Below are 24,961 nucleotides of genomic sequence, written 5' to 3' on the forward strand. Positions count from 1 at the left end.
ACCAAACCAGAAAAATTTAGCAATCTATTAACACAATCTCTGAGCGATCCAGCGCGTGATCTCTTTCAAGGCTTTGTCAAAATTCTGATAAACCGGACTGAACGGCACCTCAAGTAATTTACCATCCGCAGATGACGAAGTGATTAAGCGGGACTCTTCTTCCGGACTAAACGGATCATTTTTCCAGAAACCCGATAGCATCGGTGTTGGACACCGACGCCCCAGCAGACCTTGCGTTTTTAACGAGTAACGATTGAGTTCAACGCGTAGCGCTTCGTCTGATGCATCATGCATGCCAAGACGGCTGGCCAGCACATCCAGATACATTTCGGGTACGCTACCCTGACGTGCGGGATCGCTTAGCAACGCGTGAACGACCGGGCCAAGACAGGCAACGGCTTTCAGGCGGGATGATTCAATGTAAGCCAGACGCACCGCGACGTTCGCCCCGAAACGGAAACCGAATGCAGCAACACGGGTGTGATCCACCCACGGAATATTCTCCAGCGCTTTTAGCGCATGCTGGTGCAGTAAACTGGAATCCTGAGTCAGTTTCCACTTGGATGAGAAGCCAATTGACGGCATATCAAGCGTTAGCATCGCGATCCCTTTTGGTGCGAAGTAACGCTCATAAAGGCTGTAATAGTCGATCTGCAGTGAATCCAGCCCACCGCACATGAGGACGGTCGGGAACGGGCCTTCCCCTTCAGGCATATGCAGGAATCCGGTAACGGACGACCCGCCAGGAATGGTGAACTCCAGCTCGCGCATCCGCCCCGGCAAGCGTTGGGCAGCCTCTTCATAGGCACGATTCGCCAGCGCCTGGGCCTGTTCAGCCAGCTCATCCCCTTTTAAATGCGGATACGCGGCAATGCCATAGAGGTTTGCAGCATGCAGCCAGTGCTTGCCGCTGAGCGTGGCGTCCTCTTCCTGGCTGGCTTTTTGCTGCCAGAGCATAGCCTGTTTAGACCACTCGTAGATCCAGTTACCGCCGCGGTAACCCACTACCGTATCGTAAAGCTCACTGTCGGTGCGCTCAGCGTCACTCATCACGATCCGCGCCTGCACGTCGAGAATTTCACGGGGGTCAATACCTCGCCAGATCCACATCAGGCGGTTAATCATGCGATACCAGTGAGGCACGTTTTTACCGTCTAATGCAGACTGGATGGCAGGCATGGTCCCCGGATTAAAGCGGCGCACCAGGGTCGACGTTTCGGGGTGTTTGAAACGGGGTTTGAAGAGAGTCTCGGTGAGATTCGCCTGCGTCATTTACGTTGCCTCCATGAATCGTCATATAGAGACTATTGTAACGCGCGCCAGACTAAAAAAAACAACGCCCGGTATCACCGGGCGTTAAAATAATGTCGGTTCGGAATTAACGACCGGAGATAGGTGGTACAAAGACCACGCCCATATCCCACGGCTGTTCAATCCAGGTGTCCTGCGGAATATCAATCACATAATCGTCAACCAGAGGGCGGCCTGCAGGCTTGGCGAAAATAGTGACGAAGTGGGCTTTTGGATACATTTCGCGAATGGCCACAGCGGTACCACCGGTATCCACCAGGTCATCAATAACGATGAAACCTTCACCGTCACCTTCCGCGCGTTTCAGCACTTTCAGCTCACGCTGGTTGTCATGGTCATAGCTGGAAATGCAGACGGTATCGACATGACGAATACCCAGCTCACGAGCCAGCAGCGCCCCCGGTACCAGACCGCCGCGGCTAACGGCAATAATGCCTTTCCACTGTTCGGAAGGCATCAGACGCGCAGCCAGTTTGCGGGCGTGAATCTGCAACATGTCCCAGGTGACGACGTATTTTTCGCTCATGTGAAGTGTCCCAGCCTGTTTTTATACGGCTTAAAAAGTGTTCGAGGGGGAAATAGGTTGCGCGAGATTATAGAGATCTGACGCACTAAAAACCAGTGTTTAGCGCCCTGAGCCCGAGTTTTTACATGCTTTATGCTACCAGCCAGCGGAGAAAGTGGTATTCTCGGTTTCATCTCGCAAGTCTGACTTGTGGTAACTATTAACCTGCTAACTCTGTGACCTGCAACCCTGTTTGCAGTGCATCGACAAGGAGACTTATCGTGTCTGAACTGTCTCAATTATCTCCGCAGCCACTGTGGGATATTTTTGCCAAAATCTGTTCCATTCCACACCCTTCCTACCATGAAGAACAGCTTGCCGAACACATTATGGGTTGGGCGAAGGAAAAAGGCCTGCATGCTGAACGTGACCAGGTTGGTAACATTCTGATCCGCAAACCAGCAACCGCTGGCATGGAAAACCGTAAACCGGTTGTACTGCAGGCGCACCTGGACATGGTGCCGCAGAAGAACAACGACACCGTTCACGACTTCACCAAAGATCCTATTCAACCCTATATCGACGGCGACTGGGTGAAAGCACGCGGCACCACTCTGGGTGCGGATAACGGCATCGGTATGGCCTCTGCGCTGGCCGTGCTGGCAGACGACAGCGTTGAACATGGTCCGCTGGAAGTGCTGCTGACCATGACCGAAGAAGCGGGTATGGACGGTGCATTCGGTCTGCAGGCGAACTGGCTGCAGGCAGATATTCTGATCAACACCGACTCAGAAGAAGAAGGCGAGATCTACATGGGCTGCGCGGGCGGGATTGATTTCATCTCTACCCTGCCGCTGTCACGCGAAGCGATTCCTGCTGGCTTCCAGACCTTCAAGCTGACGCTGAAAGGGCTGAAAGGCGGTCACTCCGGCGGTGATATTCACTTAGGTCTGGGCAACGCCAATAAACTGCTGGCGCGCTTCCTGGCCGGCCATGCGGCTGAGCTGGATCTGCGTCTGGTGGATTTCAACGGCGGTACTCTGCGTAACGCTATCCCGCGCGAAGCATTCACTACTGTGGCAGTCCCGGCAGCAAAAGCTGACGAGCTGAAAAAACTCTCCAGCGTGTATCTGGATATCCTGAAAAACGAACTGTCAGCCAAAGAGAAGAACCTGACCGTGGTGCTGGAACCCGTATCCACGGATAAAGCTGCACTGACGACCCAGTCTCGTGACACCTTCGTTCAGTTGCTGAACGCGACGCCAAACGGCGTGATCCGCAACTCTGACGTGGCCAAAGGCGTGGTTGAAACCTCTCTGAACGTGGGCGTGGTGACCATGAGTGACGACAGCGCAGAGATCATCTGCCTGATCCGTTCACTTATCGACACAGGCAAAGAGTACGTGGTGAGCATGCTGGAATCTCTGGGCACGCTGGCCGGTGCGAAAACATCTGCTAAAGGCAGTTACCCTGGCTGGCAGCCGGATGCAAGTTCTCCGGTGATGGCTCTGGTCCGTGAAACCTATCAGCGTCTGTTCAACAGCACGCCGAACATTCAGGTGATCCACGCGGGTCTGGAATGTGGTCTGTTCAAGAAACCGTATCCGAATATGGACATGGTCTCTATCGGGCCAACCATTACCGGGCCACACTCTCCGGATGAGCAGGTTCATATCGAAAGCGTGGGTCATTACTGGACGCTGCTGACTGAGCTGCTGAAAGCGATTCCTGTTAAGTAATTAGTCGTTTGATGCCCGGTGGCGCTTCGCTTACCGGGCCTACGATTAAAACAATCTACAACCCTAATACTAGCTGTCGCTCTAACTGCGGATCCAGCAGCGTGACGTGCAATCCCACCAGCCTCACCCCTCGCCCTCCTCTTCGTTCTTCCCATGCCTTTTTCGCCGTCGCAACGAGATCCTCTTTATTCAGACGCGGCCAGACATGTTCCTGCGTGGTCTGCTGGAAGTCGTTGAATTTTAATTTGATACCCTGACGGGCAATGAGCAGATCCGGTTTCACCTTGAGCAAGCGTCGCTCCAGCTCAGGATAGAGCTGTTCCGTAATGATGGTTTCGCATTCAGACCAGTCATGAATGTCTTCAATCAGCGTTCGCTCAACCCCAACGGATTTCCGTAGCCGTTCGCTGTTCACATCGCGATCGTCAATCCCCTGGCTGCGCTCCCACAGCACGCGCCCAAATTTTCCAAAACGCTTAAGCAGCATTGCCAGATCGCTTCGCTGCACATCTTCACAGGTCCGTAATCCCATACTTTCCAGCTTTGCAGCAGATACTTTCCCCACACCAGGGATTTTGCCAAGTGGCAGCGTTTTTAAGAACGCAGGCACCTCTTCCGGCGTGATGACGTACTGACCGTTGGGCTTATTTAAATCGGAGGCTATCTTGGCAAGAAATTTCACCGGAGCGACTCCTGCCGACGCGGTAAGATTTAACTCTTTAAAGATGGTCTGACGGATTTCCTGTGCCATCAGAGTTGCTGAGCCGTGGCAGTGTACGCTGTCGGTCACATCAAGATAGGCTTCGTCCAGTGACAGCGGTTCTATCCGAGAGGTGTAGCGGGAGAAGATTTCCCGAATATGAATTGAGGCCTCTTTGTAAGCGTCAAAGCGACCGGGCAAAAGAGTGAGATGAGGGCAAAGCTTCAGGGCCATTGCGGTAGGCATGGCGCTACGCACGCCAAATTTACGCGCAGGGTAGTTGGCGGTGCTGATGACACCACGCTGAACGCGGCTGCCGCCAATGGCTATGGGAATATCCCGCAGCGCCGGATTGTCACGCATCTCCACTGCGGCAAAAAAGCAGTCCATATCAACATGGATTATTTTGCGCATAGTAAGCCCTCACTCATCACTGGATAAGTATACAGTAAAAAAAATGAGGATTGAGAAGCAGATGTAAAAATGCCGGGTGGCGACTTTGCCTTACCCGGCCTGTAAAAATTTAGATAATACGTTGCTGTTCGCGGGCCATTCTTTTTTTCCGGGCATCGCATGGCTCCGGGCAATCACAGACTTTTTCCATGCCAATGGAAGAAATACCGCCGCAACTCCCCTGGATGCTTTTACGCTTAATGATCCAGCCTAACGACATGCCGAGGATGACAAGCACGAATACCACAAAGGTTGCCAGGAACGTCAGCATCATCAGCCTCCAAAATCGTCCAGCAGGATGTTCTCATCCTCCACGCCCAAATCTTTAAGCATCTTAATGACTGCGGCGTTCATTACTGGCGGGCCACACATATAAAACTCGCAGTCTTCCGGCGCAGGATGCTGTTTGAGGTAGTTTTCATACAGCACGTTGTGGATGAAGCCCGTATAGCCTGTCCAGTTATCCTCCGGCTGCGGATCGGAGAGCGCCACATGGAAGGTAAAGTTCGGGTTTTCACGCGCCAGCTGTTCGAACTCATCGTCGTAGAACATCTCACGCAGCGAACGCGCCCCGTACCAGAAGCTGATTTTACGCTGACTGCTAAGCCGCTTGAGCTGGTCGAAAATGTGCGAACGCATCGGCGCCATACCTGCGCCACCACCGATAAACACCATTTCGGCTTCCGTCTCTTTCGCAAAGAACTCACCAAAGGGACCGGAGATAGTTACCTTGTCGCCCGGCTTTAAAGACCAGATATACGATGACATGATCCCTGGCGGCGCATGCGGTACCGCCGGAGGCGGTGTGGCGATACGCACGTTAAGCATGATGATACCCTTTTCTTCAGGGTAGTTAGCCATGGAGTAAGCACGAAGCGCTGGCTCTTTCACTTCCGACACAAAGCGGAAAAGATTGAACTTGTCCCAGTCGGCCCGGTATTCATGCGGGACATCGAAGTCAGCATATGCCACGGTGTGTTCCGGGCACTCAATCTGAATATAGCCACCCGCCCGGAACGGAACGCTCTCGCCTTCAGGCACCCGCAACTTCAGCTCTTTGATAAACGTGGCTTTGTTATCATTAGAGATAACTTCACATTCCCATTTTTTAACGCCAAAGATCTCTTCCGGCAGCTCTATTTTCATGTTCTGACGTACGGCGACCTGGCAGGCCAGACGGCAGCCCTCTTTTGCCTCACGCTTTGTGATATGCGCCAGTTCGGTTGGCAGGATATCTCCTCCGCCCTCTTTCACCGTAACGCGGCACTGCCCGCAGGAGCCACCGCCGCCACAGGCCGAAGAGACAAAGATCCCGTTGCCGGAGAGCGTATTCAACAGTTTATCTCCGGCGGGCGTGCGGATCTGGTTCTGCGGCTCATCGTTAATATCAATCACCACGTCGCCAGAATTCACCAGCTTCGCACGTGCCACCAGAATAAGCCCTGACAACACCAGTACAATCAGCGTGAACATCGCCACGCCAAGCATAATTTCCATCAGTTAGCCCTTATAGCTGCACACCGGAGAAGGACATAAACCCCAATGCCATCAGTCCGGTGGTGATAAAGGTGATCCCTAAGCCACGCAGGCCTGCAGGCACGTTGGCATATTTCATTTTTTCGCGGATCCCCGCCATGGTGACAATCGCCAGCATCCAGCCAATGCCAGAACCGAAACCGTACACCACGGATTCACTGAAGTTGTAATCACGCTGAACCATAAACGAGACGCCGCCGAAGATGGCGCAGTTCACCGCGATCAACGGCAGGAAGATCCCCAGCGCGTTGTAGAGCGACGGGAAATACTTATCGAGGATCATCTCAAGGATTTGCACCAGCGCCGCAATCACACCGATAAAGGTGATGAAGTTCAGGAAGCTGAGATCGATCCCCTCTACCAGCGCACTATCCCGCAGCACAAAGTTGTATACCAGATTGTTGATCGGCACCGATAAGCCGAGCACCACGGTAACCGCTACGCCCAGGCCAAATGCCGTCGACACCTTTTTGGACACGGCAAGGAACGTACACATGCCGAGGAAGAACGCGAGCGCCATGTTTTCAACAAACACCGCACGCACAAATAAACTCAGGTAATGAGCCATTGTCGGTTACTCCTTTTCCTGCTGTTCTGGTCTCAAAGTACGAATAAGCCAGATCAGCAAACCGATAATGAAAAATGCGCTGGGTGCCAGCAGGAACAGGCCGTTTGGCTGATACCAGCCACCGTTCTGCACCGTGTCCAGCACCGTGATGCCAAACAGCTTACCGCTGCCAATCAACTCACGAAGGAACCCCACGGTCAGCAGGATCACACCATAACCAAGGCCGTTGCCGATGCCATCCATAAAGCTCGCCAGCGGCGGCATTTTCATGGCGTAGGCTTCTGCACGTCCCATCACGATACAGTTGGTGATAATCAGACCAACAAACACCGACAGCTGTTTTGAGGTTTCATAGGCGAAGGCGCGCAGTAACTGATCGACCACGATCACCAGCGAGGCGATGATCGCCATCTGCACAATGATCCTCACGCTGTTGGGAATGTGGTGACGGATCATGGAGATAAACATGCTGGAAAACGCGGTAACCAGCGTTACTGCCAACGTCATCACTACCGCTGTTTCCAGCTTGGTCGTCACCGCCAGAGCTGAACAGACACCCAGTACCTGCAGCGTGATCGGGTTATTAGCGAGCAACGGGCCAATGAGCACCTTTTTAACTTCTTTCAGTTCACCGGTATCAGCCATTGTTCAGCGCTCCTTCACGTACGTTTTTCAGGAAAGGACCAAAGCCCAGCTCGCCCATCCAGAAATCAAAACTGTGCTGCACACCTTTTGAGGTGAGCGTGGCACCGGAAAGCCCGTCGACGGCGTAGTCGTCACCGGGACGAGCAGCCCCTTTCATTACCTTCAGCGCAGGCAGACCGTTATCGTCGAGCACTTTCTTGCCGACAAACTGTGCCCGCCAGTTAGGGTTCTCTACTTCACCGCCGAGCCCCGGCGTTTCGCCCTGGTCATAGTACGTAATGCCTTTCACAGTGCGACCATCCGTATCAAGCGCCACAAAGGCGTACATCATCGACCACAGACCGTTGCCGTAGATAGGCACTACCACTTCCTGCACCCGTTTTTGTTCATCGCGCACGAGATAGACTTCGGCAAGATTACTGCGACGCTTGATGCCAGCCGGATCCTGTGAGGCGTCCAGCGTCAGGCTCATCTGCGGGTCTTTTAATGCCAGCGACTGGTTGTATTTCGCCGGATCTTTATCCAGCAGTTGCCCGGTTTTTAAATCCACCAGACGCGCGGTAATGCGCTCAGCAAAGACTGCAGAGACATCGTCTGCACTCATTCCTTCCTGCATCAACCCGGCGACAGCCAGGATATTGCGCTGTTTATCCAGTGCGCGCTGCTCCTGCTGTCGCGGCTTTAACCCCACGGCAGAACCGGCCACCACAATGGAACAGACCAGACACAACACCACTACCACCAGCAGCGTTTTACCGATGCTGTCGTTATTTTTGATTTCAGCCACGCGCCTTCCTCCGCTTAATGTTGGCTCGCACGACCAGATAATCGAAGAGTGGCGCAAACAGGTTGGCAAACAGAATGGCCAACATCATCCCTTCCGGATACGCCGGGTTGACCACACGAATCAGGACACACATCGCACCAATGAGCACGCCATAGCTCCATTTACCTTTATCGGTAAACGAGGCAGAGACGGGATCGGTCGCCATAAACATCATGCCGAATGCGAAGCCCCCCAACACCAGATGCCAGTACCAGGGCATGGAGAACATCGGATTGGTAGTCGAACCGATCACATTGAACATCGTGGCGGTCAGCACCATGCCGATCATCACACCGGCAACAATCCGCCAGGAGGCCACGCGACCGAAAAGAATGATCGCACCACCCAGCAAAATCATCAGCGTAGAGACTTCCCCAATAGAGCCCGGTATGTTGCCAATAAAGGCATCAAACCAGGTAACAGGCTGGCCTGTCGCGTTGTTAACCAGCGTTTCGCCCCCGTGTGCCGCCCACTGAGACAGTGGTGTCGCACCGGAGAAACCATCCGCCGCCGTCCATACCAGATCGCCGGAGATTTGCGCGGGATAGGCAAAGAACAGGAACGCACGTCCCGCCAGCGCTGGGTTAAGGAAGTTACGCCCGGTCCCGCCGAAGATCTCTTTCGCAATCACCACACCAAAGCTAATCCCCAGCGCAGCCTGCCAGAGCGGTAACGTTGGCGGAACAATCAGGGCAAAAAGAATGGAAGTAACAAAGAAGCCTTCGTTGATCTCATGTTTACGAATGATGGCAAACAGCACTTCCCAGAAGCCACCCACGATAAATACCGTGATGTAGATCGGCAGGAAGAACACCGCCCCCAGCGTCATCATGCTGACCCAGCCCGCGTCTGGCGCAAAGCTCACGCCCAGCGACTGCGCCAGACGGTAGTGCCAGTCAGACTGGATCACCTGCGCCAACTGCTGAGCATCGTACAGATGATGCAGTGCAGGAATGGTCTGCAGCCCCACGTTGTACATGCCCCAGAACATGGCAGGGAAGACCGCAAACCACACAAGGATCATCATTCGCTTCAGGTCGATAGCGTCACGAACGTGCGCCGCCCCCTTCGTCACCAGCCCCGGTGTGTAGAAAATGGTCGTCGTGGCTTCATATAACGGGTAATACTTTTTGAGCTTCCCTTCGGTAAAGTGCGGCTCAATTTTTTCAAAGAGGTGTTTTAAGCCCATCGGTTATCCTTCCTGCTCAATGCGGGTTAACACCTCGCGCAATACGGGTCCGTATTCGTATTTTCCCGGACAAACATAGGTACAAAGCGCCAGATCTTCTTCGTCCAGCTCCAGGCAACCCAATGCCTGCGCGCTGTCGGTATCTCCGGCGAGCAGATCGCGCAACAGCATGGTCGGCAGAATATCCAGTGGCATGACGCGCTCGTAGTTGCCAATGGGTACCATCGCGCGCTCTCCACCATTCGTGCTGGTCGAGAAATTAAAGAGTTTATGGCGCAGGAAGTGCCCAAGCGTTGTGCGGGTCACGGAATACTTATCGGCTCCCGGAAGAACCCAGCCGAACAGCTCTTTCTCACGTCCTTCTTGTACAATGCTGACCTGCAGATGGAAACGCCCCAGATAAGCGTGCGCATTCACGGCATGACGGCCGCTGAGCACCGAGCCGGAGATCAGGCGGTTTTCGCCCTCTTTTATTTCCCCCACCAGCAGTTCATTAATGTCTGCGCCCAGCAGCGTTTTCACCAGACGCGGGTTGGCTGCTTGCGGCCCGCCGATGGCGATCACCCGTTCAGCGCTGAGTTCACCCGTGGTAAACAGCTTACCTATGGCAATGACGTCCTGATAATTCAGGTGCCAGACTTGTTTCGTCAGGCTCACGGGCTCAAGAAAGTGAATATGCGTCCCGACCAGACCAGCGGGATGCGGGCCAGCAAACTCATTAAATGTCACCTGCCCCTGCGGGTGTCCACCGAGCTTACCGCCACCAGACTGACAGACGTGGACCTTCCCTGACGTCAGGCGGGTTAAAATGGTCAGCCCGGCATCAAAGGTTTTTCGCTGAGCCAGAATCACCGGTTGCGGGTCTGCGCTGAGCGGGTTGGTGTCGATTGCCGTAACAAAAATAGCGGCCGGTTCCGTACCCGGAACAGGTGATTTACTGAAGGGACGCGTGCGAAGCGCGGTCCATAAACCGGACGCCAGAAGCTGAGCCTGAACAGCGTCACGGCTTAGCGATGCGAGGTCTGCGGCGTCGTAATGAGCAAATTCACACTGCTCATTGCCTTCAATGCGGATAACCACCGACTGCAGAATACGGCGTTCGCCGCGATTGATCGCCACCACGGTGCCACTTGCGGGTGCCGTGAACATGACGCCAGGATTTTTTTTGTCCTCAAAGAGCACCTGGCCTTTGATAACACGATCGCCTTCCTGTACCAGCATAGAAGGACGCATTCCCAGATAGTCGTCGCCCAAAATGGCGACATGACGAACACTTGCGCCTGTCGAAACGTGCTGCACTGGCACGCCTGCAATCGGCAGTTCAAGTCCTTTTTTGATTTTAAACATGTGGTTAGCAGGTTTCCATGAACAACAATCCAGAAGGGGTGGAGTGTACCATTTTCGCCTTTTGTCGGGGACGAAATCCGCGTTTGCTTACGCCAAAGTGCGAGGTATTACGCAAAGTTCCTGGCGCAAACGTGATTGTGATGGTTTATAAAGTAAAACTAATTTGTAAACTCACCGCCCGGCTCTTGCGAAAATCTCTGGCGGTGCTAATGTGAGCGCTCCTAACAGAATAATCTGATTTCGGGTCTCTTTTGCCGTCCTGGCAAGTTGGTCATAGTTTTATCAAGGAACTAGTAGTATGCGTAAAATCGCATTGTTCATTGCGATGCTTCTGATGCCGTGCATGTCGTTTGCCGGACTGCTCAGCAGTAATAGCTCAACGACGCCGATCAGCAAAGAATATAAACAGCAGTTAATGGGATCGCCGGTTTATATTCAGATCTTCAAGGAAGAGCGCACTCTCGATCTGTTTGTAAAAATGGGCGAGACTTATCAGCTGCTTGATAGCTACAAAATTTGTAACTACTCCGGTGGGCTGGGGCCAAAACAGCGTCAGGGCGATTTCAAAAGTCCGGAAGGGTTTTACAGCGTTCAGCGTAACCAGCTCAAACCTGACAGCCGCTTCTATAAAGCCATTAACATCGGCTTTCCGAATGCCTATGACCGTGCTCACGGTTATGAAGGTAAATACCTGATGATCCACGGTGCCTGCGTGTCTATCGGCTGTTATGCGATGACCGATTCCGGCATTGATGAGATTTTCCAGTTCGTGACAGGTGCGCTGGTCTTTGGGCAACCTAACGTTCAGGTCAGCATCTATCCGTTCCGCATGACCGATGCCAACATGGCACGCCACAAGTACTCTTACTACGCGGACTTCTGGAAACAGCTGAAACCCGGTTACGACTACTTTGAGCAGACCCACAAGCCGCCGGTGGTCTCTATCGTAGATGGCCGTTACGTGGTCAGCAAACCGCTGAGCCACGAAGTCGTCCATCCACAGCTGGCGTCAAATTACACGGTCCCCGAGACAAAATAGCACCCACTCGCCTGGCATAATCTTTTGCCAGGTTTCGTTGCCCGTCAGCGGCTGCGTTGCAATGACAGTGACCACATCGTTCGGTGTGGTCTCCTTCTGAAAATCAATCTCCACATCCTGATCGAGCAAGGTCGCAACGCCAAACGGTGCGCGACGGGTGATCCAGAACAGATTTGTCGAGCAGAACGCCATCACATAGCGCCCGTCAGAGAGCAGCATGTTAAACACGCCTTTTTCGCGTAGCTCCGACGCCAGCGTCGCGATGTATTTAAACACGGCGGCCATGTTACCGGGCGTGCGGGGATAGCGCTCCGTCAGCTTGTGCAGTAACCAGCAGAAGGCTTTTTCACTGTCGGTTTCGCCAACCGGGCGGAAATTGCCCGTCTCCAGTGACTTATAACCCGTGAGTTGCCCATTGTGTGCATAGGTCCAGTTACGGCCCCACAGTTCACGGGTAAACGGATGGGTATTTTCCAGCGCCACTTCGCCGCGGTTTGCCTGGCGGATGTGGGCAATCACCGAACAGGATTTAATGGGATAATCCTGCACCAGTTTAGCTATCGGTGAGTTAAAGCTGGGTTGTGGATCTTTGAACGTGCGACACCCTTTACCTTCGTAAAAAGTGATGCCCCAGCCGTCTTTATGCGGCCCGGTCCCTCCACCACGCTGAACCAGCCCGGTGAAACTAAAGCAGATATCGGTTGGCACATTGGCGCTCATCCCGAGCAATTCGCACATACATCACCTCCACAACAGCGGGGGCAATTCAGCCCCCAGCGAAGTCTTACTTAACCATCTCTTTTTCGATCAACTGGATCAGGATATGGATCACTTTGATGTGAATTTCCTGAATGCGGTCAGCATAACCGAAGTGCGGAACACGAATTTCAATATCCGCGGTACCCGCCATTTTACCGCCATCTTTACCGGTCAGGGTGATGACCTTCATTCCCTTCTCACGTGCAGCAGCAATCGCTTTGATCACGTTACCGGAGTTACCAGAGGTAGAGATACCCAGCAGCACGTCGCCTTCACGTCCGACCGCTTCAACATAGCGGGAGAAGACGTAGTCGTAACCAAAATCGTTGCTCACGCAGGAGATATGGCTCACATCAGAGATCGCAATCGCCGGGTAACCCGGACGGTTTTCGCGATAACGCCCGGTCAGCTCTTCTGCGAAGTGCATGGCGTCGCAGTGGGAGCCACCGTTACCGCAAGAGAGCACTTTGCCCCCGGCTTTGAAACTGTCGGCCAGCAGGACCGCCGCGCGCTGAATAGCGTGAATGTTGGCATCATCTTTCAGAAAGTTAGTCAGCGTTTCCGCCGCTTCGTTCAGTTCGTTACGAATAAGATCCTGGTACATGAGGATAATCCTTCAGTATTGATGAAATAACACAGTGGAGTGTACCGGATAGCGGGAAAAGCGAGAAGCTAAAGCCATACGAATCGCCCGGCGTTTTGATTTTTTGTGCCGGCTAAAACACGAACAATGTGAACCAGGTTGTAATTATTTTGTAAACACATTGCTAAAAGAATTCACATCAACTACAACCATATCATCACAAGTGGTCAGACCTCCTACAAGCAAGGGAGCTTTTCTTTATGATGATTTTGAGCATTCTCGCAACCGTTGTTCTGCTCGGTGTGTTGTTCTATCACCGTGTAAGTTTATTCCTGAGCAGCCTGATTCTTCTGGCCTGGACGGCTGCGCTTGGCGTCGCAGGTCTCTGGAATATCTGGCTTTTAGTCCCTCTTGCCATCATTCTTCTGCCGTTTAACTTTGCCCCAATGCGTAAATCCATGATCTCTGCACCGGTGTTCAAAGGTTTCCGCAAAGTGATGCCGCCAATGTCGCGTACTGAAAAAGAAGCGATTGATGCGGGCACCACCTGGTGGGAAGGCGACCTGTTCCAGGGTAATCCGGACTGGAAAAAGCTGCATAACTACCCACAGCCACGTCTGACTGCTGAAGAACAGGCCTTTATTGACGGCCCTGTGGAAGAAGCGTGCCGTATGGCAAATGACTTCGCCATCACCCATGAAATGGCCGATCTGCCGCCAGAACTGTGGGCGTACCTGAAAGAACATCGCTTCTTCGCGATGATCATTAAGAAAGAGTACGGTGGTCTGGAATTCTCCGCTTACGCTCAGGCCCGTGTCCTGCAAAAACTGGCTGGCGTCTCTGGGATCCTGGCCATCACTGTCGGCGTACCTAACTCCTTAGGCCCGGGCGAACTGCTGCAACATTACGGTACGGAAGAGCAGAAAGATCACTACCTGCCGCGCCTGGCACGCGGTCTGGAAATCCCTTGCTTCGCACTGACCAGCCCGGAAGCGGGCTCCGATGCGGGTGCGATCCCGGATACCGGCGTGGTTTGCATGGGTGAATGGCAGGGTGAGCAGGTGCTCGGGATGCGCCTGACCTGGAACAAGCGCTACATCACGCTGGCACCTATCGCCACCGTGCTCGGCCTGGCGTTTAAACTCTCTGACCCGCAGAAACTGCTGGGTGGAGAAGAAGATCTGGGCATTACCTGTGCGCTGATCCCAACTTCTACCCCGGGCGTTGAAATTGGTCGTCGTCACTTCCCACTGAACGTGCCGTTCCAGAACGGTCCAACGCGTGGTCAGGATATCTTTGTACCGATTGATTACATCATCGGTGGCCCGAAAATGGCCGGTCAGGGCTGGCGCATGCTGGTGGAATGTCTGTCTGTAGGTCGCGGTATTACCCTGCCGTCAAACTCCACTGGTGGTCTGAAATCTGTGGCGATGGGGATTGGTGCGTACGCCCACATCCGCCGTCAGTTCAAAATCTCCATCGGCAAGATGGAAGGTATTGAAGAACCGCTGGCACGTATCGCGGGTAACGCCTATGTGATGGATGCAGCAGCTTCCCTGATTACCTACGGCATTATGCTGGGCGAGAAACCAGCTGTACTGTCCGCAATCGTGAAGTACCACTGTACTCACCGTGCGCAGCAGTCGATCATTGACGCGATGGATATCGCGGGCGGTAAAGGCATTATGCTCGGCGAAGGTAACTTCCTCGCCCGTGGTTATCAGGGTGCGCCTATCGCGATCACCGTTGAAGGGGCGAATATTCTGACCCGCAGCATGATGATCTTCGGTCAGGGCGCCATTCGCTGCCATCCATACGTGCTGGAAGAGATGGCCGCTGCGCAGAACAACGACGTAGATGCCTTCGATAAGCTGCTGTTCAAACATATTGGTCATGTGGGTAGCAATAAGATGCGCAGCTTCTGGCTCGGTCTGACCAATGGCCGTACCAGCGCTACGCCAACCGGTGATGCGACGAAACGTTACTATCAACAGCTGAACCGTCTGAGCGCTAACCTGGCTCTGCTGTCTGACGTTTCTATGGCGGTGTTGGGTGGTAGCCTGAAGCGTCGCGAACGTATCTCTGCTCGTCTGGGAGATGTGCTGAGTCAGGTGTTCCTGGCCTCTGCGGTCCTGAAACGCTACGACGATGAAGGTCGTCAGGAAGCGGATCTGCCGCTGGTCCACTGGGGCGTACAGGATGCGATGTATCAGGCAGAACAGGCCATTGACGATCTGCTGGCGAACTTCCCGAACCGTTTTGTGGCCGGGGCCCTGCGCGTGGTGATCTTCCCGACCGGTCGCCATCACCAGGCACCATCCGACAAGCTGGATCACAAAGTAGCGAAGATCCTGCAGGTTCCGAGCGCAACCCGTTCACGTATCGGTCGTGGTCAGTATCTGGCTCCAACCCTGCATAACCCGGTGGGTCTGCTGGAAGAGGCGCTGCTGGACGTGATGGCTGCCGATCCGATTCACCAGAAGATCTGCAAACAGCTGGGCAAAAACCTGCCGTTTACCCGTCTGGACGAACTGGCAAAACAGGCACTCGCAGGTGGCATTATCAATAAAGATGAAGCTGCCCTGCTGGTGAAAGCTGAAGAGAGCCGTCTGCGCAGTATTAACGTGGATGATTTCGAACCGGACGAGCTGGCGACACAGCCGGTAAAGTTGCCGGAGAAACACCGCAAACCTGAAGCTGCGTAACGCGTTTCGCTTGCACGAACCCCGCCATGCGCGGGGTTTTTTTATTGCCACATTTTCTCGTTATGTCGTGCTACAGTGTCAAAAAGTGGTCGTTTGAGGAGTCTGAATTGTGCCTGGTCTGAAGATTTCGATTTTGCAGCAACCGTTAGTGTGGATGGATGGCCCCGCCAACCTGCGTCACTTTGATCGTCAACTGGAAGGTATTACCGGGCGTGATGTGATTGTCCTGCCGGAGATGTTCACCACCGGCTTCGCGATGGAAGCGGCTAAACAGTCGATGCCGCAGGAAGAGGTGGTTACCTGGATGCATGCCAAAGCGCAGCAGACCAACGCGATGATCGCGGGCAGCGCCGCCCTGCAAACCGAGCGCGGGCCGGTAAACCGCTTCCTGCTGGTTGAGCCAGAAGGGAAAGTGCATTTTTACGACAAACGCCATCTGTTCCGTATGGCGGATGAACATCATCACTATGAAGCCGGAAATGAGCGCGTGGTGTTTGAATGGCGCGGCTGGCGTATTCTGCCGCTGGTCTGCTATGACCTGCGCTTCCCGGTGTGGTCACGCAACCGCAACGATTACGACGTAGCACTGTATGTCGCCAACTGGCCTGCGCCACGCTCCCTCCACTGGCAGTCCCTGCTGGTGGCGCGCGCGATTGAGAACCAGGCATACGTGGTGGGCTGTAACCGCGTGGGGACTGACGGCAATGGACATCACTATCGCGGCGACAGCCGGGTGGTGAACCCGCAGGGCGAGATCATTGCCACCGCCGAGCCGCATCAGGCGACGCGCATTGATGCGGAGCTGTCGTTGACGGCGTTGCAGGAGTACCGGGAGAAGTTTCCGGCATGGCAGGATGCGGATCCGTTTAGCATTGGCTGAAATTTTCCTCTCACCACCGCCCTCTCCCATTGGGAGAGGGCGGATAAAACATTAACTCACTAATGCCTGCCCGTCTTTGCGGCTTTCCGTTGCGGCAACGTAGTGCCCTTCCGGCAGACGGTAAATCACCTGCGCACCGCCAAAGTTGTAATCCTGAAGCGGATCTTCTACCACGATCTGATGCCCGCGTTCGCGTAGCGCCGCAATCGTGTTGCGAGCGAACGTCGACTCAACGATCACCTCTCTCCCCTGCACCACGCGCCAGCGCGGCGCGTCAATCGCCGCCTGCGGGTTTTGCCCGTGCAGCATGATACGTAACGCCATTTGCATGTGCCCCTGCGCCTGCATTGGCCCGCCCATCACGCCGAATGACATCAGCGGCTGGCCGTTGCCGTCCATCGCAAAGCCAGGAATGATGGTGTGGAACGGACGCTTGCCACCCGCCAGCGCGTTCGGGTGATTCGGATCCAGCGAAAAACCACAGCCCCGGTTTTGCAGGCTGATCCCCGTGTCCGGCACCACAATCCCGGAGCCAAAGCCCATATAGTTAGACTGAATAAACGAAACCATCATGCCGTTGGCATCCGCTGTGCTGATGTAGACCGTCCCGCTTTGCGTCGGCGAACCATAGACGAAATCAGAGGCGTTATTCTGATCGATAAGCGCTGCACGCGATTTCAGATAGCTATCGCTCAGCAGCGCTTTGGCAGCGAATTCCATGTGCTCTTCATCCGCCACGTAGCGATCAAGATCGGCCAGCGCCAGTTTCATTGCTTCAATAGACAAGTGCAGCGCCTGAACGGAATCCGGGTGGTGTTTTTCGATACCGCACTGCTCCAGAATGCCGAGCGCAATCAGCGTGGCGATCCCCTGCCCGTTTGGCGGCAACTCCTGCACCGAACCGCCCGCAAAATCACGTGACAACAGTTCAACCCAGTCTACACGATGGTTTGCCAGATCGTCGGCGGTAAGATGTGCGCCATGTTCTTTGGCAAAGCCGGCAATTTTCTGCGCCAGCTCGCCGCGATAAAACGCTTCGCCGTTGGTTTTGGCAATCAGCTCCAGCGAGTTTGCCTGCGCCGGGTTACGGAATATTTCGCCAATGCGCGGGGCGCGTCCCTCAGGGGCAAAACACGCACTAAAGCCCGGCTGGTCTTTCAGCTTGTTGTAGCCCCGTTGCCACAGATGACCAATCAGCGGCGAGACCGGGAAACCGTTACGTGCGTAATCAATCGCAGGCTGCGCCAGGGTGGTCAGCGGCAGCGTGCCAAAGCGTTCCGCCAGTGCGACCCAGCCGGATACCGCGCCCGGCACGGTCACTGCGTCCCAGCCAATTTCCGGCACCGCGGTTTTGCCAGCAAACAGATCGGCATGCCAGCTGGCAGGTGAGCGGCCCGATGCATTAAGACCGTGGAGCTTTTCCCCATCCCAGACAATGGCAAAGGCATCGCTACCAATACCATTCCCGGTGGGCTCGACCACCGTCAGCGCCATCGCCGTAGCAACGGCCGCGTCGACGGCGTTACCGCCCAGTTGTAACATGCGCATCCCCGCCTGTGCCGCCAGCGGCTGCGAGGTAGCAACGGCGTTATGCCCCATCATCGGTGGGCGTCGTGAATCATAACCGGATGTGAAATCAAGCGCTTTGGTCATCATGACTCCTTAGTCGTGGCGCGGATCGAGCGCATCGCGCAGCCCGTCGCCGAGTAAATTAAAGCCCTGCACGGCAAGGAAAATCGCTACGCCGGGGAAAACGGACATCCACGGAGCCTGCTCCAGGAAACCTTTCGCGGTATTGAGCATCGAGCCCCAGGACGGATTTGGCGGCTGCTGTCCCAGCCCCAAAAACGACAGGCTGGCTTCGGCGATAATCGCCGAGGCAATCGCCAGCGTGGCCTGCACCAGGATCGGTGACATTACATTCGGCAGGATGTATTTGATGATGATCCAGCGGTCCGGCAGGCCAATCGCCCGCGCACCGTCGATGTACTCTTCGTTGCGAATCGCGATCACCTGCCCGCGCGTCAGGCGGGCGAAGATCGGCATCGCCGAAAGACCGATGGCGATCATGGCGTTGGTCAGGCTCGGGCCCAAAAACGCCCCCAGCGCGATCGCCATGATCAGGAACGGACAGGCCAGTAGCGCCTCGATAACGCGCGAGATCACCCCATCCCACATCTTCTGGAAGTAACCCGCCACCAGCCCCAGCGGAACGCCGATGACAACGGCAATCACCACCGACATACAGCCTGCCATCAGCGAGGTGCGTGCTCCCCAGATAATGCGGGATAAAATGTCGCGCCCCAGCTCGTCTGTGCCGAACCAGTACATCGCCGACGGCGCTTTACGCACCGCCAGGAAGTTGGCTTTGACCGGGTCGAACGGCGCAATCCACGGCGCCAGCAGCGCGAGCAACACAAAGAAGCCCACAATCACCGCACCAATCACTGCACTTTTGTTCGCGAGGAATTTCTTCAGCACCCGGTTCTGCGCGCGCGGCAGTGCAGGCACAACGGTTTGAGTCGACAGTTCCGCCATGGTTAACCTCGCATTTTCGGGTTGATAAGAACGTAGAGCACGTCGGCCAGCAGGTTGAGCATCAGGAAGCCAATCGCCACGATCAGCACCACGCCCTGCACCACCGCGTAGTCACGGTTAAACACCGAATCGACGATCATTTTGCCGAAGCCCGGAATAGTGAAGACCTGCTCGGTCAGCACCGCGCCACCCAGCAGCTCACCAAACAGCAGCGTGGTGAGAGTGATCACCGGCACCAGTGCATTGCGAAACGCGTGCTTTAAGATCACCGCTTTTGGCAGCAGCCCCTTAGCCCGTGCAGTACGGATGTAATCTGCTTTCAGGACCGCAATCATCGACGCACGGGTATGGCGCATCAGCGTCGCCGCCAGGCCGGTTCCGAGCACGGACGCGGGCAGCAGCAACGTGCGCAGGTTCTGGAGCGGATCTTCACTGAACGGCACGTAGCCGGACGCGGGTAGCCACTGCAGGTTTACCGAGAAGACCAGAATCAGCAGGATCCCCAGCCAGAAGTGCGGTATTGAGATCCCCGAGATCGCCACAAAGTTCGCCCCATGATCGACCCAGCTGTTTTTGTTCACCGCCGCGAGGATCCCCATGCTGATGCCAAACACCAGCGCGATAATCATCGCCAGTAGTGACAACTCCAGCGTGACCGGCAGCTTGCTGGCAATCAGCTGCGTCACCGGTTCGTGCGTGCGTAAGGAGACGCCCAGATCGCCCTGCAGCGCACGCGTCAGCCAGTTAAAATACTGCACGGGGATTGGCGCATCGAGGTTCAGCTCCGCACGCAGCTGGGCGATGACTGCCGGGTCGCGCTCCTCGCCAGCCATGGCAATCAGCGGGTCGCCGGGCAGCAGCTTTTGTAGCCCGAAGACCATCATGCTCACCAGCAGCAGGGTTGGTATAGCCAGCAGCAGACGTTTGCAAATCAGTTCCAGCATGGGTTCTCCTCAGGACGTTTATTTCGCCAGCGTCAAACCGGCCAGACGCACGATGCCGTCCGGGTACGGCTTAAAGCCCTGCACGCTTTTGTTCAGGCCAAAAATGCGCGGCTCGAAGTAGAGGTAGGCAATCGGCATATCGGTTTGCAGTTGCTTCACCACTTTCTCGTACAACGGCTGGCGTGCGGCCTGATCGGTGCTCTGACGCGCCTGAGTCAACCATTCATCTACCTGAGCATTACTGTAACGGCCGTCGTTTAAAGTGCCTTTGCTGTTAATGAAGCCAAAGATGCTGCCATCCGGATCGGGACGACCAGACCAGCCGGAGAAGCTCAGCTGATAGTCACCGCTCTGCTGGCGATCCAGCAGCGTGGCGAATTCAGTCATCTGCAGGTTCAGGTTAAAGCCCGCCTCAGCGACCATCGCCTGCAGCACCTGACCGACCTGCTGCGATGTTGGGTTGTTCGGCACCAGCAGGTTGACGGTCAGCGGCGTGGTGACGCCTGCCGCTTTCAGCAGCGCTTTGGCTTTGTCGACATCGCGCGGTGGTACCGGCAGGTTGACGTGATACGGGCTCACCGTTGAAAACGCCTGGTTGGCTGGCGAATACAGCCCTTCAAAGACCACCTGGTTTAGCGCATCGCGGTCAATTGCCTGAGAAAACGCCTCACGCACGCGGGCGTCCTTGAACGGATCGTTCGCTGGCACCTTTCCGTTATTAATGTTGAAGGTAATGCCCTGATAACCCAGACCGGTGACCTTCGCCAGCGCCAGCTTGCTGTCAGCTTCCACAGTCTTCACGTCGCTGGCGGCAATCCCTTCAGTCAGATCGAGATCGCCTGCCCGCAGGTTCGCCAGACGCACGGAGGCATCCGGGATCGGCAGATAGATAATTTTGTCGAAGTGGTAAGCGTCTTTGTTCCAGTAATTGTCGAAACGCGTCAGAACGATGCGGTCCTGCGATACGCGGCTGTCGAATTTATACGGACCGGAACAGACGGGATGCGCGGCAAAATCCGTTTTTTTTGCCGCTTCGGGTGCCATCATCGCGCCCGCGCGGTCGGTGAGTTGCATCAGCAGCGCGGCGTCCGGCGTTTTCAGGTGCAGGGCAATCTGCATCGGGCCAGTGACTTCAACGGACTCCACGGAGGAAATCTCGCTTTTACGCAGGGAGCCTTTTAAGGTCAGGGCACGGTCGAGGTTGTATTTTGCGGCGGCAGCATCGAATTTCTCACCGTCGTGGAAGGTGACGCCCTCGCGCAAATTCAGGGTGAGAGTTTTACCGTCGTCGCTCCACGCCCAGTCTTTCGCCAGACCGGGGATAACCTTCAGATTTTCATCCACGTCCACCAGCCTGTCGCACAATGAAGCGAAAACAAAACGGCCGTAGTAAGTGCGCGCCAGATGCGGGTCGAGCATGTCCGGATCAGCGCCCAGACCAATTCGCAGCACACTTTCAGAATGGGCGGGCAGCGCCGCGCCGAGCAACATTACACTTCCCAGTACGGTCAAAAGAGAATTACGCATTGTCATTATCATGAGTTCCTTGAAGGAAGGGAGGAGTGAGATGCCGCGTGTTCAAACAGCGCGCGGCGGCGCAGAAAGGCAGCAGATGGCGGAGCAATCTGGATAACGCTGCGATCGCGGTTGATCTCCTGCCAGCGATGGCAGGCCACCTGACGTCCGCCGTCCAGTACCTGATTTATCGGTTCCACCTGGCGGCATTCGTCGGTGACGTACGGGCAACGGGTGTGGAACCGGCAACCAGATGGTGGGCTGGACGGGTTCGGTAAGTCCCCCTGCAGCAGCGGCGCGTCACGTTCAATGCCTGGCTGCATCTGCGGCGCAGAGGCGATAAGTGCCTGGGTATAGGGGTGCAGCGGCGCATCAAAAATTTCGTCAACAGTCGCAAGCTCAACGATTTGCCCAAGATACATTACCGCCACGCGGTCGCTCATGTGGCGGATAACCGCCAGGCCGTGGGCGACAATCACCATCGTCAGCCCCAGCTGGTGCTTCAGGCTTTCGAGCAGGTTCACCACCTGCGCCTGCACCGAGACATCCAGCGCCGAGACGGGTTCGTCGCCCAACAGCAGTTTCGGCCCCGAGGCCAGCGCGCGAGCAATGCCAATACGCTGACGCTGTCCTCCCGAAAACTCATGTGGATAGCGCCCGGCCCAGGCGGCAGGGAGGCCAACGGTTTTAAGCAACTCGGCAACGCGGTACTGACGGTCCGCTTTCTTCATGTTCTGGTGTAGCCACAGCGGTTCACCGACGATCTGCTCCACCGTCATACGCGGGTTCAGCGAAGCGAAGGGATCCTGAAAGATAATCTGCAGCTCGCGCCGAAGCTGATTCAGACGAGCACCCGAGGCATGCGTGATCTCCTCCCCCTGGTAAAACACGCGCCCTTCGCTGGCGGCCAGCAAACGCAGCAGCAGACGACCGAGGGTGGATTTTCCGGAACCAGACTCACCCACAATCGCCAGCGTTTCCCCCGGCATAACGGAAAGTGAAACGCGATCGACTGCCGTGACAAACTTCGCCGGGGTAAACAGTTTTTTCGGGCCGGGGAAAAGCTTGCTCAGGTCACGGGCTTCAAGAATGGGCGTAGTCATGCAATTTCTCCCAGGGCAATGTGTTGCTCCAGCGGCGCACGGAAACAGGCAACCTGATGACCCGCGCCGAGCGTATTGAGCGAAGGTTTTTCATCATGGCAGCGCGACTGCGCAAACGGGCAACGAGTAGCGAAACGGCAGCCTTTCGGCATAGATTCTGGCAGTGGCACCGAGCCTGGAATGGTGGAGAGCTGCCCCTTACGTGCCCCAAGAGAAGGAATCGACCCCATTAGGCCAATGGTGTACGGATGCTGCGGATCGGCAAAGATGGCCTCAACGCTCCCCTGCTCCACAACCTGACCGGCATACATCACCGCCACCTGTTGGGCGACTTCTGCCACCACGCCTAAATCGTGAGTGATCATCAGGACCGCCGTGCCGGTCTCTTCTTTGAGGGTGTTCAGCAAGGTGAGAATTTGCGCCTGGATCGTCACGTCAAGGGCTGTGGTCGGTTCATCGGCAATCAACAGTTTCGGGTGGTTAATCAGCGCCATCGCAATCATCACGCGCTGGCGCATACCGCCGGAAAGCTGGTGGGGATATGCTTTCAGGCGCATCTCTGCCGCCGGGATCTGTACCTTCTCGAGGATCTGCAGCGCGACATTCATCGCCTCTGCACGCGAGACACTCTGGTGTCGCATAACCGCTTCGCTAAGCTGGTCCCCCAGCGTAAACGCCGGATTAAGCGAGGTCATTGGCTCCTGGAAAATCATCGCCAGCTCGCTACCACGCAGATCGGCGTATTCCCGTGGCGAAAGCTTGCGGAGATCATGACGGCGAAACTGCATCTCACCGCTGACGATCTGCGCGCTGGCGGGCAGTAACCCCATTAGTGCCAGTGAGGTGATACTTTTTCCGCATCCAGACTCTCCCACCAGCGCCAGCGTTTCGCCCGCTTTAATTATCAGTGAAATACCATCAAGGACGCTCACCGGCGAGCCGGTGAATTTAACGTTGAGATTATGCAGGTTCAGTACAGGCGCAGTGTCCTTAAACGGGATCGTCGTCATAGCGTGAAGTCGTCCTCAAGGTGGATAGCATGGATCAGGGCGGTTTGCAGGCTGAGCAGGTGTTCGCGCATGGCGGCCGCGGCCTCATTAGGCTGGCGATGGATAATCGCAGACATGATCTTGTGATGGTGGTCGTTGTAGCTATCGACGCGTTCGGGGGTGCGGGCTAATTCGCGCAGATGCTGCCAGCCCGGTTCACGTCTGACGGCATCAATGGCATCAAACAGGCCGAGCATCAGACGGTTCCCCGCCGCCTCGGCAATCGCCCGGTGAAAGGCGCTGTCCCACAGTTCGTTGAGATCGCGGTCATCCGGGCTGACCTTATCAATGCGTTCCAGCATGCGCTGCATGAGCGCGAGGTTTTCCCTGGTGGCACGCAGTGCCGCAAGCCGGGCCAGGCCGGGTTCAAGCTGCAGACGAGCTTCCATCACTTCCAGAAGGTTAGTTTGCTGAACCAATCCCTGAAGGGCCAGCGGTTCAACCGGGGCAGCCGGACCGATAAAGGTCCCTTTGCCCTGTTTACGCCAGATGCGCCCCTCTTCTTCCAGCACATCCAGCGCACGACGCACTTCACGTCGTCCTACGCCGAGAGTTTCCGATAGCTCACGTTCTGTGGGCAGCGGAGTGCCTGGTGTTGACTCGTGCTGGTTGATTAACCCGCGCAGTTGTTCAAGCGCGGTGCTGGAATTTGCCAGAAACCGTGACGGTTTTTCCATATTGGTTCGCTCGCTTTCATCATTACTTTATTTTTATTAACGATAAGTTATTGATATGAAATGAAGCTTATCGTGCTAATGATTAAGCAATAACCAAACCAATATTTAATTGGTTCAGGTGTTTTTTGGAAAGCGAGTGATAAGAGGATGATTTTTCGTGATTTATATTTACAAAGTGACACATTCCGACAGACGCCAGAAGAGACGACGGGAGGCAAAATGCACAGTATCAGTGCAAATAACGCACTAATGTTGTGCACATGTTAATTAATTGCACCATGGAATTTAACTTTTTGTTAATAAAAAAGAGGGGAAGAATTCAGGAAGCTGAAACGACAAAGGCCTGAATC

General features: G+C 55.2%; 23 protein-coding genes. 4 read left to right on the top strand and 19 right to left on the bottom strand.

Going from position 1 to position 24,961, the window contains the following annotated elements; all coding sequences use genetic code 11:
- Positions 1–27 precede the first annotated feature (27 nt).
- Both frsA and gpt read right to left on the bottom strand, forming a co-directional pair.
- Positions 28–1,272, bottom strand: coding sequence for an esterase FrsA (gene frsA, locus WB237_RS12570; protein ID WP_336213383.1), 1,245 nt, complete (start codon positions 1,270–1,272; stop codon positions 28–30).
- A 106-nt stretch (positions 1,273–1,378) separates the two neighbouring features.
- Entirely contained in the window at positions 1,379–1,837 is a 459-nt protein-coding gene (gene gpt, locus WB237_RS12575) for a xanthine phosphoribosyltransferase (protein ID WP_003863205.1), read from the bottom strand.
- Between the two features lie 260 nt (positions 1,838–2,097).
- On the opposite strand from gpt, the gene pepD reads away from it, so the two are divergent.
- Positions 2,098–3,555, top strand: coding sequence for a cytosol nonspecific dipeptidase (gene pepD, locus WB237_RS12580; RefSeq protein ID WP_114977846.1), 1,458 nt, complete (start codon positions 2,098–2,100; stop codon positions 3,553–3,555).
- A 55-nt stretch (positions 3,556–3,610) separates the two neighbouring features.
- Here the strand turns inward: pepD and dinB are convergent, their stop codons facing one another.
- The 8 genes from dinB to WB237_RS12620 form a co-directional block, all read right to left on the bottom strand.
- A complete protein-coding gene (gene dinB, locus WB237_RS12585; protein WP_336213385.1) occupies positions 3,611–4,669 on the bottom strand; it encodes a DNA polymerase IV in 1,059 nt (352 codons plus the stop codon).
- 109 nt (positions 4,670–4,778) lie between these two features.
- Positions 4,779–4,979 carry a (Na+)-NQR maturation NqrM gene (nqrM, locus tag WB237_RS12590; RefSeq protein WP_072095035.1) on the bottom strand — a complete coding sequence of 67 codons (201 nt, stop codon included), beginning with the start codon at positions 4,977–4,979 and terminating at the stop codon, positions 4,779–4,781.
- A gap of 2 nt (positions 4,980–4,981) precedes the next feature.
- A complete protein-coding gene (nqrF, locus tag WB237_RS12595) occupies positions 4,982–6,205 on the bottom strand; it encodes an NADH:ubiquinone reductase (Na(+)-transporting) subunit F (protein ID WP_114977844.1) in 1,224 nt (407 codons plus the stop codon).
- Between the two features lie 10 nt (positions 6,206–6,215).
- Positions 6,216–6,812: an NADH:ubiquinone reductase (Na(+)-transporting) subunit E gene (gene nqrE, locus WB237_RS12600; protein WP_114977843.1), complete on the bottom strand. Its 597-nt coding sequence runs from the start codon at positions 6,810–6,812 to the stop codon at positions 6,216–6,218.
- 6 nt (positions 6,813–6,818) lie between these two features.
- Positions 6,819–7,457 (bottom strand): NADH:ubiquinone reductase (Na(+)-transporting) subunit D, encoded by a 639-nt coding sequence (locus WB237_RS12605; protein ID WP_336213388.1) that lies wholly within the window; start codon positions 7,455–7,457, stop codon positions 6,819–6,821.
- Positions 7,450–8,244 (bottom strand): Na(+)-translocating NADH-quinone reductase subunit C, encoded by a 795-nt coding sequence (locus tag WB237_RS12610; protein WP_336213390.1) that lies wholly within the window; start codon positions 8,242–8,244, stop codon positions 7,450–7,452. Before WB237_RS12610 ends, WB237_RS12605 begins: the two co-directional genes overlap by 8 nt.
- The gene (locus WB237_RS12615; protein WP_114977840.1) at positions 8,237–9,472 is read right to left on the bottom strand and encodes an NADH:ubiquinone reductase (Na(+)-transporting) subunit B; all 1,236 of its coding nucleotides are present in this window, start codon (positions 9,470–9,472) and stop codon (positions 8,237–8,239) included. Before WB237_RS12615 ends, WB237_RS12610 begins: the two co-directional genes overlap by 8 nt.
- A 3-nt stretch (positions 9,473–9,475) precedes the next feature.
- Positions 9,476–10,819: a Na(+)-translocating NADH-quinone reductase subunit A gene (locus WB237_RS12620; protein WP_336213392.1), complete on the bottom strand. Its 1,344-nt coding sequence runs from the start codon at positions 10,817–10,819 to the stop codon at positions 9,476–9,478.
- Between the two features lie 298 nt (positions 10,820–11,117).
- Here WB237_RS12620 and dpaA point away from each other — a divergent pair, with 298 nt between their 5' ends.
- Positions 11,118–11,858, top strand: coding sequence for a peptidoglycan meso-diaminopimelic acid protein amidase (gene dpaA, locus WB237_RS12625; RefSeq protein WP_114977838.1), 741 nt, complete (start codon positions 11,118–11,120; stop codon positions 11,856–11,858).
- On the opposite strand, the gene WB237_RS12630 is transcribed toward dpaA, so the two are convergent.
- Together WB237_RS12630 and lpcA are read right to left on the bottom strand one after the other, a co-directional pair.
- The gene (locus tag WB237_RS12630) at positions 11,829–12,596 is read right to left on the bottom strand and encodes a class II glutamine amidotransferase (RefSeq protein ID WP_028017727.1); all 768 of its coding nucleotides are present in this window, start codon (positions 12,594–12,596) and stop codon (positions 11,829–11,831) included. The genes dpaA and WB237_RS12630 overlap by 30 nt on opposite strands.
- Before the next feature lie 46 nt (positions 12,597–12,642).
- Positions 12,643–13,221, bottom strand: a complete 579-nt coding sequence (gene lpcA, locus WB237_RS12635) for a D-sedoheptulose 7-phosphate isomerase (protein WP_336213395.1) — start codon at positions 13,219–13,221, stop codon at positions 12,643–12,645.
- 239 nt (positions 13,222–13,460) lie between these two features.
- On the opposite strand from lpcA, the gene fadE reads away from it, so the two are divergent.
- Entirely contained in the window at positions 13,461–15,905 is a 2,445-nt protein-coding gene (fadE, locus tag WB237_RS12640) for an acyl-CoA dehydrogenase FadE (RefSeq protein ID WP_336213398.1), read from the top strand.
- 109 nt (positions 15,906–16,014) lie between these two features.
- Positions 16,015–16,785: an amidohydrolase gene (locus WB237_RS12645; RefSeq protein WP_336213400.1), complete on the top strand. Its 771-nt coding sequence runs from the start codon at positions 16,015–16,017 to the stop codon at positions 16,783–16,785.
- A 51-nt stretch (positions 16,786–16,836) separates the two neighbouring features.
- On the opposite strand, the gene WB237_RS12650 is transcribed toward WB237_RS12645, so the two are convergent.
- From WB237_RS12650 to WB237_RS12680, 7 genes are read right to left on the bottom strand one after another with little or no spacing between them, the layout of a single operon-like run.
- The gene (locus WB237_RS12650) at positions 16,837–18,438 is read right to left on the bottom strand and encodes a gamma-glutamyltransferase family protein (RefSeq protein ID WP_336213577.1); all 1,602 of its coding nucleotides are present in this window, start codon (positions 18,436–18,438) and stop codon (positions 16,837–16,839) included.
- 9 nt (positions 18,439–18,447) lie between these two features.
- Complete coding sequence (locus WB237_RS12655) at positions 18,448–19,323, bottom strand: ABC transporter permease (protein WP_108090744.1); 876 nt, start codon at positions 19,321–19,323, stop codon at positions 18,448–18,450.
- 2 nt (positions 19,324–19,325) lie between these two features.
- Positions 19,326–20,267, bottom strand: coding sequence for an ABC transporter permease (locus tag WB237_RS12660; RefSeq protein ID WP_028017733.1), 942 nt, complete (start codon positions 20,265–20,267; stop codon positions 19,326–19,328).
- Between the two features lie 18 nt (positions 20,268–20,285).
- Positions 20,286–21,800 carry an ABC transporter substrate-binding protein gene (locus WB237_RS12665; protein WP_336213403.1) on the bottom strand — a complete coding sequence of 505 codons (1,515 nt, stop codon included), beginning with the start codon at positions 21,798–21,800 and terminating at the stop codon, positions 20,286–20,288.
- Positions 21,801–21,802: 2 nt separating this feature from the next.
- Positions 21,803–22,885 carry an ABC transporter ATP-binding protein gene (locus WB237_RS12670; protein ID WP_336213405.1) on the bottom strand — a complete coding sequence of 361 codons (1,083 nt, stop codon included), beginning with the start codon at positions 22,883–22,885 and terminating at the stop codon, positions 21,803–21,805.
- Positions 22,882–23,895 carry an ABC transporter ATP-binding protein gene (locus WB237_RS12675; protein WP_336213407.1) on the bottom strand — a complete coding sequence of 338 codons (1,014 nt, stop codon included), beginning with the start codon at positions 23,893–23,895 and terminating at the stop codon, positions 22,882–22,884. Before WB237_RS12675 ends, WB237_RS12670 begins: the two co-directional genes overlap by 4 nt.
- Complete coding sequence (locus tag WB237_RS12680) at positions 23,892–24,611, bottom strand: FadR/GntR family transcriptional regulator (RefSeq protein ID WP_108090747.1); 720 nt, start codon at positions 24,609–24,611, stop codon at positions 23,892–23,894. Before WB237_RS12680 ends, WB237_RS12675 begins: the two co-directional genes overlap by 4 nt.
- Positions 24,612–24,961: the final 350 nt, after the last annotated feature.

The organism is Enterobacter sp. P82 (assembly GCF_037053385.1).
Taxonomy (GTDB): Bacteria; Pseudomonadota; Gammaproteobacteria; order Enterobacterales; family Enterobacteriaceae; genus Enterobacter.